Source organism: Parabacteroides sp. AM58-2XD (assembly GCF_003463685.1).
GTDB classification, from domain to species: domain Bacteria; phylum Bacteroidota; class Bacteroidia; order Bacteroidales; family Tannerellaceae; genus Parabacteroides; species Parabacteroides segnis.
The window spans coordinates 42,388-59,618 of record NZ_QSDP01000030.1 but is presented as its reverse complement, the minus strand read 5'-3'; the positions used below and the strand labels follow the sequence as shown (position 1 = coordinate 59,618).

Sequence of the window (17,231 nt, the reverse complement as noted above, 5' to 3'; positions counted from 1 at the left end):
TAATATATCACAAACTTATAGCAATATATCCAGAAATCTGAAAATATATTTTTTTGAAACCTTTATTCACAAAGGAAATACATATGGAACCAGAAGATATGGACATGACCTTTGTAGTTGACAACAACTTGTATTACAAAAATATAGACCTTCATACTCAAAATGAAAATATAGAAATAAACATATTAAAATCATTGAAACTAGGCAATACCTTCAGTCGGGATTTCAATATCACAACTAAAGAGACATACGCTATTCCGCTAAATAGAAACACAAAAAAACCATTTTACTTCTTTAATCCGGATTCTGATTATTACTGGGTAGATCTATCTCCCTCTATAGAAAAAGTGGTACCTAAAGATGTTTTATCGTATACAAATACTATTTGCCTGAACGAAAGTCAAAACACAATTGTTTCTGCTTATCGGTTTACCAATTATGTATCTTTCTACGGATTAGACGGAACATTAAATATGACTGTTAAATTTGGAGAAACACCTGTCATCCCCATAGTTAATCCTGACCGGAATGAAATAGATGTCAGAAATACTCCTAAATGCTTTACCTATATTTGCGGAACACCACAATACGTTTACTGCTTATATGATGGTTCTTCTGATTTCACAGCTCCCTCAAAAATAGCTATTTTCCAATGGAATGGAAAACATATAGCCACTTGGCAGGCAAACCGTAATCTACAAGCAATAGCTGTAGATAAAAATGATAAGTATATTCTAGCCATAGCATCCAACAAAGATGGACAAGATATTATTAAATATGACTTAGAATAATGTATAAATAAACAAACACATATGCCGACCATTCAGACGATCAGAAAACCTGCCACCTCGGTACGCAAAGGTAAATTACCAGATCCTAATACATACAAAATTGTATATATCCTGGTGGATCAGTATCTGGGGGGGGGACGATTCACATCCAGAGGTATATTTTGATCCAGGTAATAATAGCTATTGCTTTAAATAAATCTAATTAATTCTTATCATAATGAAATACTTTATACTCTCATTATCAGTATTCTTATTATTCTCATGTTCTAAACAAGAACAAGTAACTGATACTAAAAAAATTATTTTTAATGAAGAAGCTAATCCGGACTTTTTCAATACTCTCACATGCAAGTTCATTCCATTGGAAACAAATGACAGTTGTTTGTTTAATGATATCAAAGAAATCCAAATTGTTGATAACAATATATATATTATTGACAATAAAAGAAGTAAGTTACTTGTTTTTGATATTTCCGGTAAATTCATTACCCAAATCGGTAATTTAGGAAATGGACCTGGAGAATATCTAACACCTTCAAACTTCAATATTGACAAAGAAAAACAAACTATCACAATTGCAGATGTAGGTCAAAGTAAACTCTTATATTACGATTTAAATAATTATCAATACATAAATAGTCAAAAGGCATTCTATTTTTCTAATTGCAGCTGGTTACCAGATGGAAATATAGCTTGGGCAAAAGAAAATTGTTATGATTCAGGTAAAAGAGATCCACATTATGTAAAAATAACAGATTCTAATTTAAACACTGTCAATTTATTATATCCTACGGATTTTAAACCTGAGTACTTAATGGTTGCCGGATCATTCTTTTATACATTTAACCAAAACTGCTATCTTAATTTACCTTTCATTCCAACAATATATAAAGTAACTTCTCAAAAAATAACACCAGTTTATGAATTAGATTTTGGCAAACAAAAATTCGCATCAATGGAATGGTTAAAAAGGGAGGCTGAAAAAAATTATTATGGAACAATATCCAAAACAGAATATATATCTGCACAAACAGTAAAAGAAACAGATGACTATATTTGTGTCGTATATTATGTACAAGGTCTAAATGCATATATTGGTTTTTATAATAAAAAAAATGGCGACTCTTTTAGATGCAAAGGCTCCGATTTCACAAAATATACTGATGTATACGGAATTAGCCAAGTCAAAGGGACATATGATAATTATTTCTTATTCTCCATGTTAGCTTGTACACTAAAAACATATAAAAGTTCTCTACCGGAATTACAACCCATTATCAAAAATATAAAAGAAGATGATAATCCAGTCATTTGTTTATTAAAGTTCAATTAGAATTAAATAAAGGTTGTATATGATATATATATTATTATTTCCACTTCTATTATTAAATCTAAAACAATGAAAAAAGTATTTATAACAGGAATAAACATACTATTAGCCGTTTTTCTTATGGCTTGCGCTTCATCGGATAGTAAACGTCTGGAGCAAGCACTCTTGTTTGCCGGGGATAACCGGGGCGAACTGGAAAAGGTATTAAGCCATTATGAGAATAATCCGGAAAAACTGGAAGCTGCCCGTTTCCTGATCCGTAATATGCCCCGATGGTACGGATATGAAGGATGGCAACTGGATTCTATCAAACCGGTATTGATACAAAAAGATAAAGGAGAAGCCGTTCCTAAAGAGGTGATAGTAAAATGGCAACGGGTTTCTTTCTATTCACTGCCGAAAGTATATGACGCCAAAGTGATCACGGCTGATTACCTGATCGAGAATATCGACCTAGCCTTCGATGTATGGAAAAGGTATCCATGGAACCGGAATCTGGGATTCGATGATTTTTGCGAACTGATCCTTCCTTACCGGATCGGAGACGAACCGTTGTCATCCTGGCGGAAGCTGTACCATGATTATTATACGGCCATACTCGACTCGGCTTATCAGGGGAATGATGTGATTGAAGCCTGTAAAGCCGTCGATAAAGATCTGAAAAGAGTTTATTACCGTTGGAATACGGATTTTAGCATACCTCATCAAAGTGCGGACTTCCTGTTCTATCATCGTGTCGGTTTCTGTAGGGAGGCTTGCGATGTCACACTTTATGCCATGCGTGCCTGCGGTATTCCTGTCGCCAGTGAATATTTTGTTTATTCTCCTGAATACCAACATCCTCACTTCTGGACAGTGCTACGCGATACGACCGGAAAGTTCATCCAGTTCGGTTTCAATGAGTTTGAAGCATCCCGCATAAATCCGGGTACCGACGGTAGAAAAAGAGGGAAAGTCTACCGCTACTGCTTCGGAGCACAGGATGAACTGTTTTCCGGAATTACAAAAGATAATAAAGTGCCGGCCTTATTCAGGGATCGCTTTATCAAAGATGTGACAGCCAATTATTTCGGTGAGAATAAAGTATCCGTCTCCGTGCAGTCTGCATACGAAGATTATATCTATCTGGGCGTTTTCAGTCCGGGCGGATGGATTCCGGTCGATATCGCACACAACAACAAGGGAAATGTGACTTTCCGGAATCTGGAACCTGATGTTATTTACCAGCCTTTGATCTCGGACGGGCAAAACCACCGGGCGGCAGGTTTTCCGTTTATTTATAAGAATGAAACAGTTCATTTGCTAAAGCCGGATACGACTTCCATGAAAAAAGTTGTACTGAAAAGAAAAATGTCGCTTATGCCAACTATTGCCGAATTTCTTTATCGGGCCATTATCGGATCGAAAATAGAAGTGAGCACAGAGCTTTCTTTTACCCGACCGGATCTGGTATATCAGTTCAATGATACATTGAATTATAATTATTACGAACTGACTCCACCGGATATTAACAAGAAATACAGATACATAAAATATATCGCTCCATCAGGAAAACAAATGGAACTTAGTGAGCTTTCTGTTTTCAAAGATTCCTTATGCAAAGAACAGATTCCATAAAACGAATGAATGATATAGAACCTGTACGGGCATTGGATCATATAACAGACGGAGACATACTCAGCTATTTTCAGGCAAGAGATACTTCTTGTTTTATCACATATGATCTGGGAAAAATGACAACGATTGGAAAAGTCGTTTTCTCACCACGAAATGATGACAATTATGTCTGGCCGGGAGATGAATACGAGCTCTTCTATCAGGACGGAGTAAACGGGTGGAAATCGCTCGGGTTCAAACGGCTACCGGCTGGGAACTGAAATATCGTGCCCCGGACAATGCGTTGTTATGGCTGCGCGACCGGACCAAAGGACGGGAGGAACAGGTGTTTATTTATAAAGAGGGGAAACAGTATTTTACGGTTGATTTATGAAATACAGACAATATATAAGTTACTCACTGCTAGCCATCAGCGGAGTTTTTCTGCTGTGCACCGTTTTTGCCACAGACACAGGGTTGGCTAACGGGCTGGTCACAGGGAAAGTTCTTTGGTTTCATCTGGCGATGTTGTTGTTGGCAACATGTAGTCTCGTGGCAGCTATTCTGACGAAACCGGTAAAACCGTTTGTCTTTTCGGTCGCAGACGGATTGGTGTTGGTTTTGGCGGTTATCGTTGCACTTACTTATAACCGGCAACTGGATCCCGAACCGGAGAAAATGCTGTTTGGCGGGCAATTAGTCGTATTGTGGTTTCTGCTGCGGTTCCTATTGACCGGATGGCCGCAGTTACAGCTATTTTTCCTGGCGGTGGTTGTTGCGACCGGAGGGATTGAAGCCGTGTCAGGAATGCGGCAGTTACATGGATTCGAGGGATCTAACCATTCCTTGTTCAAGCTGACCGGGGATTTTTATAATCCGGGACCTTATTCGGGGTATCTCGCAATCGTTTTGCCGGTTTGCCTGTGGATGATTTTGGAATGGGGGAAGGAGAAGAGAGCGCACAGCCGTGCGTCTCTACGGTATTTGGGATGGATCGGTTTGCTGGCGATCATCGTCGTGCTTCCTGCCGGAATGAGCCGGACGGCATGGATAGCGGCTGCCGTCTCATGCGGATGGGTGTATTGGGTGCAACGGATCGGATGGGAAAAGACTAAAAGATACATGAATGGAAACCGGACCTTAACTATCGTATCTTCTATTTTGATCCTGATCTCCATAGCCGGTGCATTGGCGGGTATTTATCTGCTAAAAGCGGATTCTGCCAATGGCCGGCTACTTTTATGGAAAGTGACGGGGCAAGCTATCAGGGAACAGCCCTGGGCAGGAACCGGGACGGGTAGTTTTCCGGCTGCTTATGCAGAAGCACAGGCGGAGTATTTTACTTCGGGAAAGGCTTCGGAGACAGAGATGATGGTTGCCGGATGTCCTGAATACGGATTTAATGAATTCTTACAAATTGGTTTGGAACAGGGGCTGGTGGGTTTAATGGTTTTTGTATTGTTGTTAAGCTATTCTTTGTTCCGGGGGTAAAAAACAGACAGGCGGGAGCGGCCGGAGAGATATTGGCGCTGATAGTGTTCAGCCTGGCATCGTATCCGTTGCAGTTGCCGGAGTTCTGGGTGGTGTTGGTGGTGTTGATGGGGGTGGCTAATAGTAATACTCCGGTTGACGCTGACACACCCCCTACCCCCTCTCGAGAGGGGAGGAAGATACTTTCTGTCGCTATGATAGGGGTGCTGGCTATATGTTGCGGGTGGATTTTCCGGCAGCAGAAAGGGTATTATGAAGGATATAAAAAATGGAATACGTTGAAGATGTTGTATAATAGTAAGGCTTATGAGGCGGCAGGTGAAGGATATGAGGAACTGGTGCCGTTGATGGGACATAAACCGGAGTTCCTGTTCGAGGCTGCACAATGTTTAAATAGGGCTGAACGATATGCAGAAGCGAATAAGCTATTATATCGGGCTATGAAGTTAAGCGGTGATCCGATGATACGTTACATAGCGGCAAAAAATGAGCAGTCGATGGGAAACTATCAAAAAGCGGAAAATTTATTGCTGCATGCGATCGATATGTTACCGGAACGGATCTATCCGTATTACCTGCTTACCAAACTTTACTCGGAACCTACTTTCTTTCAGGAAGATAAGTTTATCAAAGCGGCTGACGCCGTACTGAAAAAAGAACCGAAAGTAGAGAGTACGGCTATCCGGGAAATGAGAACAGAAGTTAAAAACATGCTCAACAACATACGATCAGATCGTAATTAATTTATTTATATGCCATTTACGATAACATCGTAATAATATTTTTGTATATTTGGAAATTAAAATTTGAATCATAGCTTATATGAATATGAAATACTACAATTTGCTGGCAATACTGCTCCTCTCCGGGATGATAGCCTGTTCCGGTGACAAAAAAGACAGCAGTGAAGGAGAAGAAACTGTTGAAACGGTTTTACCGGACGAAACCAACGAGGTGACCGTGATGACACTAAAGGCTACCGACTTCAACCATGAACTGGTGAGTAACGGCAAATTGTCGGCACGCCGCCATGTCGACCTGCGGTTTCAGTCGGCCGAACCGATCGCTACGATTCATGTAAAGAACGGCGACCGGGTAAGCAAAGGACAAAAGCTGGCTGAATTGTCGACCTTCCGGCTGAAAAACAAAACGGCCACTTCCAAAGATGCCCTGGAACGGGCGAAACTGGAACTGCAAGACGTGCTGATCGGCCAGGGATATGCGCTGGCAGACTCGGCCAAAGTTCCTCCCGCCACCATGCAGCTTGTCCGGGTAAAGAGCGGTTACGACCAAGCGCTTATCCAATACCAGTTGGCAGAATATGAAGAACGGAATGCCGTACTGACGGCTCCTTTCGACGGTATCGTTGCCAATCTGTTTGCCAAACAATATAATACAGCTTCTACCTCCGATATATTCTGCACGGTCATCGATCCGGGTAGCTTGGAAGCAGCGTTCACCGTTCTGGAGAGCGAACTGCCTCTGATCAAGAACGGCGACCGGGTGGAGGTCACTCCTTTTGCCCTGAACGACACGAAAGCCGAAGGACGCATCACCGAAATAAACCCGCTGGTCGACGAAAACGGCATGGTGCAGGTGAAAGCGGCGGTAACGGACAGAGGGAAGTTATTCGAGGGAATGAACGTCCGTGTCAGCATCCACCGTTCGCTGGGCAAACAGCTGGTCGTACCAAAAAGCGCCGTCGTTCTCCGGTCCGGAAAGCAAGTGGTGTTCAAACTCGACAGCACCCGAACCAAAGCGAGCTGGGTATATGTACATACCGGTCTGGAAAATGCAGACAGCTACACGATTACAAGTTCGGAAGGGGACGGCCTGAAAGAGGATGATTTCGTCATTACCAGCGGTAATATCAATCTGGCACACGAGGCACCGGTAACGATAATTGAAAATTAAAACTTTGTTATGGTCAAATTCCTACTACAACGTCCTATCGCGGTACTGATGGCCTTTACAGCCTGTTTTATCGTGGGGTTGGTGACTTACTTTACCATCCCGGTATCGTTGTTGCCCGATATTGCGATACCGGAGATCACCATACAGGTGTCCGGACAGAATACGTCGGCCCGCGAACTGGAGAATACGGTAGTCAAACCGATCCGGCAACAGCTGATGCAGGTGGCTGCCCTGCGCGATATACACAGTGAGACACGCGACGGTGCCGGCATCATCCGACTGAGTTTCGACTTCGGGACTAACACGGACCTGGCATTCATCGAGGTGAACGAAAAGATAGACGCTGCCATGAACTACCTGCCGCGCGAAATAGAACGTCCGCGGGTGATCAAGGCGAGCGCAACGGACATACCGGTCTTTTGCCTGAACCTGACGCTGAAAACAGGTGACAGCGAGGCTGCTTTCCTGGACCTTTGCCAGTTTGCCGAATCGGTTATCAAACGGCGTATCGAGCAGTTGCCGGAAGTGGCGATGGTGGATATCACGGGGATGATGAAACGGCAGTTGCAGATCGTGCCGGACATGAAAACACTGGAAATGGCCGGTATCACGCTGGATGACCTGGAATCGGCCCTGAATTCGAACAACATCGAGCCGGGAAGCATGACCGTACGGGACGGATATTATGAATACAACATCAAATTCTCAACTTTACTGCGCACACCGGAAGACGTACAAAATATCTATCTCCATAAAAATGAACGTATCTTCCAGCTGAAAGACCTGGCGAAGGTGGCGGTGGTACCGGAAAAGGAGACAGGCGCCTCACTTTCAAACGGGAAACGGGCGGTTACGCTGGCTGTGATCAAGCAGGCGGACGAGAATATGGATAATATGAAGGAGGCGTTGCAGGAAGTTACTGCGTATTTCGCAACGGTTTATCCGGATATAGAGTTCAGTGTCAGCCGGAACCAAACGGAGTTGCTGGATTATACGATTTCAAACCTGAAACAGAACCTGTCGCTCGGCTTTATATTTATATGTATAGTGGCTATCCTGTTTTTGGGGGATATCAAGAGCCCGGCAGTGATCGGCCTGAGTATGGTGGTCAGTCTGATTATCAGTTTCCTTTTCTTCTATATGTTCAAGATGTCGCTGAACATCATTTCCCTTTCCGGATTGATCCTGGCATTGGGTATGATGATCGACAGTTCGATCATTGTGACGGAGAATATCATGCAGTACCGGTCGAAAGGGTATACGCTGGAAGAGGCTTGCAACAAGGGGACCAGCGAAGTGATCACCCCGATGCTGAGTTCCACACTGACGACAATCGCCGTATTTGTGCCGCTGGTATTCATGAGCGGTATTGCAGGGGCTATATTCTACGACCAGGCTTTCGCGGTGACGGTCGGGCTGATGGTCTCCTATTTTACGGGTATCATGCTGCTTCCGGTACTCTACAAGCTGGTTTACAGCATTCCCGATATCAAACATACGGGATTCAATCTCCGGATCAACAATCTGATCAAAGAACATACGCTGGATCGTTTCTACGATGCAGGCATCGATTTCGTGTTCCGTCATAAAAATTCGAATATCATATTTATCTTCGTTACATTGCCGTTATGCGCCCTGCTGTTTTATGAAGTACCTAAAAGCAGGATGCCTGAGATCGACCAGAACGAACTGATCGCCCATATCGAGTGGAACGAAAACATCCATATCGACGAAAACCGGGAACGGGTGGACAAACTGTTTGCCCAGATCGCAGGCGATCTACAGGAATATACCTCCTATGTCGGTCAACAACAATTCCTGTTGAACCGCGACCGGGAGCTGTCTTCTTCGGAAGCCGAATTATATTTCAAGACAGAAAAATCATCTGCCATCTCTCCCTTGCAGGCAAAGATCACGCAATGGTTGGATACTAATTATCCGCAGGCTGTATTCTCCTTCTCTCCGCCGATCACGGTGTTCGAAAAGTTATTCGTAACGGGAGAAGCTGACGTGGTCGCAGAATTTTATGCCCGCAACAAAGCGAAAGCTCCGGAGGCTCAGGCATTGCACAAATTGGAATCGCAGATGAGAGCGTCTACCGGTATCGCACCGGTGGGAGTCGCCTTCGATAACCAGCTGAATATATCGGTCGACAGGCAGAAGCTGCTGCTTTATAATGTAAATTACAATGAAGTGTACCGCCTGCTGAAAACTGCTTTCAAAGAAAATGAAGTGGCGACCCTCCGTTCCTACCAGCAATATCTGCCGATTGCCCTGGCTGGCGACGGTAAGACGGTGAACGAAGTCTTACAGCAGACACTGGTCCGGACGCAGGCCGACAAAGAGGGAAAAAGCCAGTACATCCCGTTGCAGTCACTGGTTAAGGTGACGCAAGGAGAAGACCTGAAAACGGTTACGGCCGGTAAGAATGGCGAATATATCCCGTTCAGCTTCTATGATGTCAAGAAGGCGGAACCGTTGATGGAAGAGGTGAAGAAGATGGGCGAACAGAACTGGGAAATCGATTTCTCAGGTAGTTTCTTCTCCAACAAACAGATGTTGAATGAGTTGGTGGTGATCCTGCTGATCTCTATCCTGCTGATGTATTTCATCCTGGCAGCCCAGTTCGAGAGTTTCCTGCAACCGCTGATCGTACTGATCGAGATTCCGATCGACGTGGCAGCATCACTGCTGGTACTCTGGATTTGCGGACATACGATGAACCTGATGAGTGCCATCGGTATCGTGGTGACCTGCGGTATCATTATAAACGACTCCATCCTGAAACTGGATGCGATCAATGAATTACGTAAGGAAGGTGTTCCGTTGATGGAAGCGATCCACGAAGCCGGCCGCCGCCGTCTGCGCCCGATCATCATGACTTCGCTGACCACCATCTTCGGTATGGTCCCGTTGCTGTTCTCATTCGACATGGGTAGCGAGTTGCAAAAACCCCTTTCCATCGCCATGATCTCAGCCATGTTCATCGGTACAGCCGTCAGCCTGTTCATCATCCCGCTGGTCTACTGGTTCATCTACCGCAAACACGACCCGAATGCAGTGATCCCTGAAAAACAAACTGAAGTTTAACGAATTATATATAATGCCGTTATGAAGATATGTAAAATATTATTATCGTTCCTGTTATTTACCTCAGTCTATCTGAATGCCCAGCCGCTTACGCTGTCGCTGGAGCGGACGATTGCATTGGCGGGGGATAGTTCGCTGGAGGCATTCAGGACAAAGAATATGTTTTTGGCCGGATACTGGCAATACAGGACATTCAAGGCGGGACGTTTACCAAGCCTGACACTGAACCTGACTCCGGCACAGTATTACCGCGATATCACGCGACGATATGATTCCGAGAATGATATCGATGTTTACAGAAAACAGCAATCTTATTACGCAGAGGGCGGCCTCGCCATCAAACAGAATTTCGACTTGTTAGGAGGTACTTTCTATCTGGATTCGGATTTAGGGTATATGCGTAATTTCGGAGATAATGCTTATAACCAGTTTACGACCGTGCCGATCCGAATCGGTTATAACCAAAGTCTGTTAGGATATAACCCCTTCCGGTGGGAACGGAAAATCGAGCCGCTCAAATATGAGAAAGCGAAAAAGGAATTACTGTACAATATTGAAAATATCAGTGAGCAGGCTACCTCCTACTTCTTTGCTCTGGCCATGGCACAGGCGGAATATGATCTGGCTAAAGAAAATGTAGCGTCAACCGATACCTTATACCAGACAGGACAGGAGCGACATAAGATTGCATCGATCAACAAAGCAGAGCTGCTGACATTGAAACTGGATGCCGTCAACGCACGCAATACATTACAAAACGCAGAAATATCTCTGAAAAGAGCGATGTTCAGTCTCGCCTCTTTCCTCAACTTCGACAAAAACACGGAAATACGACTAAACCTGCCGGGGCGTCCGAAAGATATGCAGATTTCTGTTGACGAAGCTTTGACACTTGCCCGCGAAAACAACCCGAAGTTCCTTGACACCAAACAACAGGTACTTGAAGCCGAACAGCAAGTGGATAAGACAAAAAAAGAGGCCATGTTCAATGCCTCCATCAACGCCAGCATAGGATTCAACCAGGTTGCGACCAAACTGAGTGACGCATACCGTGACCCGCTGCAACAAGATATGGTATCCGTTTCCGTATCTATCCCTCTCGTCGATTGGGGTGTACGGAAAGGGAAACATAACATTGCCAAGAATAATCTGAATGTGACACAGATTTCCGCCCGCCAGGAGGAACTGACGGTAGAGGAAGACGTGATCATGACTGTCGGTGACTTCAATATCCAGCAAAACCTGATCTCAAGCGCAGAAGAGGCGCTCGACCTGGCTGTTATGGCTTACAGTGAGACAAAACAACGGTTTATGATCGGGAAGGCGGACATCAACAGCCTGACCTTATCGCTGAACCGCCAGCAGGAGGCACAGCGCAACTATATCTCCGCCCTGCAAAATTACTGGCTGAGTTATTTCAAAATACGGAAACTGACGCTGCATGATTTCGAAACCGGCATATCACTGGCACGGGAATTTGATTTTACGCACGGACTATAAGTAACAGATTCAATGAGCACATCTCCCAAGATATCATCCTTTACGATCATCGTCACCTTCCTTTGTGTGGCGCTGACAGGACTGGCTTTCATCCCTCTCCTGCCGATCAAGCTGTCTCCCTCGCGCACATTGCCCCGGCTGACCGTCAGCTATAATATGCCCGGCAACTCGGCACGTGTAATCGAGATGGAGGTCACTTCGCGGCTGGAATCGATGCTGGCACGTATCAAGGGGATCAAGGAGATCAACTCCACTTCCGGAAACGGCTGGGGATATGTGACACTGGAACTTGACAAACATACCAATATCGATGCCGCCCGTTTCGAGGCATCCACGATCGTACGCCAGACATGGCCCAGCCTGCCCGACGGATTAAGCTATCCGATACTGGAGATGAGCCGACCGGATGACAAGGAATCCGGCCCGTTCATGACCTATACGCTGAATGCGGCAGCTACTCCGATCTTTATCCAACGGTTTGCGGAGGACCAGATCAAGCCACGCCTCGCCGGTATCCCGGGTATTTACCGGATCGATGTACGCGGGGCCACGCCGATGGAATGGCGGCTGGAGTATGACAGCCGGCAACTCGTGTCGCTCGGTATTACCACCAATGACATACAGAATGCGATCGCCCAATACTATAACAAAGAATTCCTGGGAACCGGAAATGTCAATACGAACGAACAGGAGGAATGGATTCGTCTCGCCCTGATACCGGAAGATGTACGGGATGGTTTCGAGGCTTCCCACATAACCGTTACCAGTAAAGAAGGGAAGCTGATACGCCTGGACCAGTTACTGAAAGTCACCCGCCAGGAAGAGGCTCCCCAAAGCTATTACCGTATCAACGGACTGAACTCGATCTATCTTTCCATCCGTGCGGAAGAGACAGCCAACCAGCTGGAACTCGCCAAACAGGTGAAAGAGGAGATGGAGCATATCCGCCGGTTATTACCGCAGGGATATGAGGTACATACCAGTTATGACGCGACCGAGTTTATCCAGAATGAACTGGATAAGATATATGTACGTACGGGACTTACGATCCTGATCCTTTTATTGTTCGTCCTGCTGATCACCCGGAATGTGCGCTATCTGTTCCTGATCGTGGTCAGCCTGAGCGTAAACCTGTGTATTGCCGTTATCTTTTTCTATCTGGCAAAACTGGAAATGCAGCTTTACTCGCTGGCGGGAGTTACCATATCGTTAAGCCTGGTGATCGACAATACAATCGTGATGACCGATCATATACGCAACCGCCATAACCGCAAAGCCTTCCTTTCCATCCTGACGGCAACGCTGACGACTATCGGGGCGCTGGTGATCATATTCTTCCTCGATGAAAAAATACGGTTGAACCTACAGGATTTTGCAGCTGTCGTAATCATCAACCTGGCTGTGTCGCTGGCGATCGCCCTGTTCTTCGTTCCTGCCCTGATAGAGAAACTAGGACTGGGACAAAAGAAAAGCGCTGCTCGGAAAGCGCAGCTCTCCCTGAAACCAAAAACCTCCTGGTTTCCGCGGATCAGAAGGTGGGGGAACAGATTTTTAAAACGGTTCCCGGTCTATTTCAACAGATATTACCATGCACAGATCAGCTTCCTTTGCCGATGGAAAAAGACGGCATGTTTCCTGTTAGTACTGGCTTTCGGATTGCCGGTCTTCCTGCTCCCCGAAAAAATAGAAATGGATGATAAGGACAAGGTATATACGGCTACAGACTCGCTGCTCATTGAAAAATATAACAAGATTGTCTCAAGCGAGACCTATAAGGAGAAAGTCAAGCCGATAGTGGACAAAGCGCTGGGAGGAACCTTGCGCCTGTTTGTGCAGAAAGTGTATGAAGGCAGTTATTTTACCCGCAACGACGAAACGGTCCTGTCGGTCACCGCCTCACTTCCCAACGGGACTACACTGGAACAGATGAATCAGTTGATGGGACGCATGGAAGCTTACCTCAGCACATTCAAGGACATACGCCAGTTCCAGACGAACATTTACAGTGCGCGGCAGGCGGGCATACGCATTTATTTCACCAAAGCGGCAGAGCGAAGCGGGTTCCCTTATACGCTGAAAAGCAAGATTATCAGCAAGGCGCTGGAACTGGGCGGCGGCAGCTGGGGTGTGTACGGGCTCCAGGACCAGGGCTTCAGCAACGACGTACGGGAAGGAGCAGGTTCGTTCCGTATTGAAATGTTCGGCTATAACTATGACGAATTATATGAATGGGCGGAACAGCTAAAAGCAAGACTGCTTACCTACCGCCGTATCAAGGAAGTACTGATCAACTCCGAATTCTCCTGGTGGAAAGACGATTATCAGGAATTCTATTTCAACCTGGACAAGGCACGGATGGCACAGGAAAATATCCTGCCGATCGAACTGTTCGCCTCCATCAACCCGGTATTCGGGAAAGATATCTACAGCGGTACGATCGTTGTCGACAATGAAACGGAAAAGCTGAAACTAAGTTCGCGCCAGTCAAAAGATTATGATGTCTGGAGCATGCAATACGTCCCCCAGAGCATTAAGGGCAAACCTTATAAACTGTCGGAACTGGCCACCGTCGAAAAAGGACAGATGCCGCAGAAAGTAGCCAAGGTAAACCAGCAATACCGCCTGTGCCTTCAATATGAATATATCGGCGCATCCAATCAGGGGAGCAAGATACAAGAACGTGAACTGAAAGGATTCAACGCGTCGTTACCGATGGGATACACTGCCAAATCGGATAGTAATTACTGGAGTTGGAACACCAAAGACAATAAGCAGTATCTGTTATTGCTGCTGATCATTGCCATTATTTTCTTTACGACCAGTATTCTGTTCAATTCGCTGAAACAACCGCTGGCTGTTATCTTTGTCATCCCTATCTCCTATATCGGGGTGTTCCTGACATTCTACTGGTTCAAGCTGAATTTCGACCAGGGAGGATTTGCGTCGTTTGTCCTGTTATGCGGTATCACGGTAAATGCAAGTATCTATATATTAAACGAATATAACCAACTTCGTGAAGCCAGGCCCAAAATGCCTGCCTGGCGCCTTTACCTGAAAGCATGGAATGCCAAGATCACACCGATCTTCCTGACCGTGATCTCTACCATACTCGGATTTATTCCGTTCATGTTAGGTCCCGATAAAGAAGCGTTCTGGTTTCCGCTGGCAGCCGGGACCATCGGCGGATTGACCATGTCGATCCTCGGTATCTTCATATACCTGCCTATTTTTACTTTGAAGAAATAATCATCTTGTTAATACTTAACCGCCAATAACTGTTTTTCTTTCCTAATTTTGTGATATTCTTGGACGATTTGTTAATTATCCAAACCCTTCTTACGTCTTAAATGTTTTATCCAGGAGCAGAAAAGTTGCAGAAGTTGAAAGTCCGATATCACCCTAAAAATAATTTAAAGATGAAAGTTTTATTTAAGTATCTACGACTATTATCCCTCTCTACGAGCGGAGCGTTACTTTTGTGCATTGTATTTGCTGCAAACCCCGAAATTGCTGAAGGAACCATCACAGGTAAAGTATTCTGGTTTCATTTCTCTATTTTATTACTTGCATTCAGTGTATTGTTTATGGAAGCCACAGTGAAAAAAAAGCAATTTTACCTTCTCATTACCCGACGGACTTTTATTACTTTTTGCCGGTCTGGCCCTGCTGACTTACAACTATGAGTTGGACCCGGAACCTGAAAGACTTCTTTTCGCCGGACAAATTACGACCTTATGGTTTATGCTGCGAGCCACGCTGCAAGCCCACCCGGAACTCAGGCTTTTCTTCCTGTCCATTATTATATGTACAGGTATCTTTGAAGCGGCCTGGGGAATGGGGCAACTGTACGGGGGACCATCGACAAACCATCCGCTGCTCAAAGGTGACGGACTTATTTTCAGCTCCGGTCCTTTCTCAGGATACCTGGCAATCGTACTTCCCGTATGCCTGAACCTGGCTTTACGGTTCCGCGATTGCGACAAACTCGCCTGGTGGGAAACAAGGACGATGCTATTCTACCTGTCGGCATTCACGATCATACTCATCCTGATAGGGCTTCCCGGCGGGAAAAGCCATTCGGCGTGGCTGGCAGCCGGAATCTCATGCTGCTGGGTCTTCTATCTCCGGAAATCAGGGTGGCAGTTATTGAAGAAAAGGGTTATAAAGCATAATAAGACAGTGATTGTCAGCTGTATTGTCTTATTTATCGTTATTTCCGGACTTCCGACATTGGGCAGTGTTTTCAGTACCGAGAAATCCGCCAACCGGATGCTGATGTGGAACGTAACGACCCAGGCCATACTGAACAAGCCTGTCACCGGCACCGGTCTGGGAGGTTTCCCCGTATCATTCGCCCAGACACAAGCCGACTATCTCGCGTCGACGAAAGCCTCCGATACGGAACGGATGGCTGCGACCTGTCCCCCTTTCGCCTTCAACGATTATTTGCAGATAGGACTCGAATTCGGTATCGCCGGACTGCTTCTTTTCGCGTTATGGATCGCTTTCTGCCTCTATTACGGGCTGAAAAACAAACAGGTCGGGGCAACGGGAGGTATCCTTTCGTTACTTTTCTTCTCCATGTATTCCTATCCGTTGCAACTACCGTCATTCTGGGTTCTGCTTATCTTCTTCTCGGCAATGTGTGTCACCCGGACGGAAAAACAACAGAAACCGTCCGTGAAAAGTTTCCCTTACATCGGAACATTCGCTGCATTGGTCGCCTGTATCCTGTTTTTCGGACAGCGGAGTTATTACGAGCCGTACAAAGAATGGAAGACTTTGCGGATCCTGGTAGAAAAGGAGGAACAGAAGGTTGCCGCACAAGGATATATGAGCCTGTACCCGCGCCTCTCCCACCGGACCGAGTTCCTGCTGGAAGGCGCCCGGTGCTTGCAACAATCCGGACAGTATTCGAATGCCATCATCTGGAGTTACCGGGCCATCCGGCTGACTGCCAATCCGGAGTTCTATTATATCCTTGCGGAAAGCCATCAGCAACTCGGACTTTACAGGCAGGCAGAGAAATATCTGTTGCAATGCCTCTACATTCTCCCGGAACAGATAGACACCTATTACCTGCTGACAAAATTATATGCGGAAACAAACTACTACCACCCGGACAAGCTCAGGCTAGCCGCCCATTCCGTGTTGACCAAACAGCCGGACACCTGCTTCAGGCCCGTCAGGCAGATGAAAGAGGAAGTCTATCAACTTCTTTTACAACAAATGGCAAACAGTAAATAGAACAATCCCTCTATTTTTATTGCACAATTAAATTATATCCCCTATCTTTGCCGAAATTTTGGAAGGAAGAGTTTCATGACGAATAAGATACATAAATGTAATCCGATGTTTATTTCCGGTTCAACGCCGGATATCGAAGCTCATTTCTTTAATTTACGGGATAATAATTTCTTTATATAAGATGCGTTGGTTATTTTTACTAACGCATTTTTTTTGTGTCCCGCAAGTGGCGATTTGATGAGATATAACATTCTATAAAATATTAATAAACA

Annotated in this window: 10 protein-coding genes and 1 pseudogene; all 11 read left to right on the top strand. The window is 45.3% G+C overall.

The annotated features are described in order from the left end of the window. Positions 1-83: 83 nt before the first annotated feature. The 11 genes and pseudogenes from DXA15_RS09530 to DXA15_RS09490 all read left to right on the top strand — a co-directional run bounded on the left by DXA15_RS09530 (position 84) and on the right by DXA15_RS09490 (position 16,959). Positions 84-791 (top strand): hypothetical protein, encoded by a 708-nt coding sequence (locus DXA15_RS09530; RefSeq protein WP_128133889.1) that lies wholly within the window; start codon positions 84-86, stop codon positions 789-791. A gap of 217 nt (positions 792-1,008) precedes the next feature. Next, on the top strand, positions 1,009-2,124 hold the full coding sequence (locus DXA15_RS09525; protein ID WP_128133888.1) for a 6-bladed beta-propeller: 1,116 nt from the start codon (positions 1,009-1,011) through the stop codon (positions 2,122-2,124). A 66-nt stretch (positions 2,125-2,190) separates the two neighbouring features. Next, a pseudogene (locus tag DXA15_RS09520) lies at positions 2,191-4,111 on the top strand (discoidin domain-containing protein). Next, positions 4,108-5,208, top strand: a complete 1,101-nt coding sequence (locus tag DXA15_RS26200; protein ID WP_233567063.1) for an O-antigen ligase — start codon at positions 4,108-4,110, stop codon at positions 5,206-5,208. Before DXA15_RS09520 ends, DXA15_RS26200 begins: the two are co-directional and overlap by 4 nt. Positions 5,209-5,240: 32 nt before the next feature. After that, complete coding sequence (locus DXA15_RS26195) at positions 5,241-5,951, top strand: CDC27 family protein (RefSeq protein ID WP_233567062.1); 711 nt, start codon at positions 5,241-5,243, stop codon at positions 5,949-5,951. Between the two features lie 85 nt (positions 5,952-6,036). Continuing rightward, positions 6,037-7,122 carry an efflux RND transporter periplasmic adaptor subunit gene (locus DXA15_RS09510; protein WP_044246119.1) on the top strand — a complete coding sequence of 362 codons (1,086 nt, stop codon included), beginning with the start codon at positions 6,037-6,039 and terminating at the stop codon, positions 7,120-7,122. A 9-nt stretch (positions 7,123-7,131) separates the two neighbouring features. After that, the gene (locus DXA15_RS09505; RefSeq protein WP_128133887.1) at positions 7,132-10,212 is read left to right on the top strand and encodes an efflux RND transporter permease subunit; all 3,081 of its coding nucleotides are present in this window, start codon (positions 7,132-7,134) and stop codon (positions 10,210-10,212) included. A gap of 21 nt (positions 10,213-10,233) precedes the next feature. After that, positions 10,234-11,712, top strand: a complete 1,479-nt coding sequence (locus DXA15_RS09500) for a TolC family protein (RefSeq protein WP_128133886.1) — start codon at positions 10,234-10,236, stop codon at positions 11,710-11,712. 12 nt (positions 11,713-11,724) lie between these two features. Continuing rightward, complete coding sequence (locus DXA15_RS09495; protein ID WP_128133885.1) at positions 11,725-14,958, top strand: efflux RND transporter permease subunit; 3,234 nt, start codon at positions 11,725-11,727, stop codon at positions 14,956-14,958. 170 nt (positions 14,959-15,128) lie between these two features. Then, positions 15,129-15,395: a hypothetical protein gene (locus tag DXA15_RS26190; protein WP_233567061.1), complete on the top strand. Its 267-nt coding sequence runs from the start codon at positions 15,129-15,131 to the stop codon at positions 15,393-15,395. A 58-nt stretch (positions 15,396-15,453) separates the two neighbouring features. Continuing rightward, on the top strand, positions 15,454-16,959 hold the full coding sequence (locus DXA15_RS09490; RefSeq protein ID WP_233567059.1) for an O-antigen ligase family protein: 1,506 nt from the start codon (positions 15,454-15,456) through the stop codon (positions 16,957-16,959). The last annotated feature ends 272 nt before the right edge of the window (positions 16,960-17,231 follow it).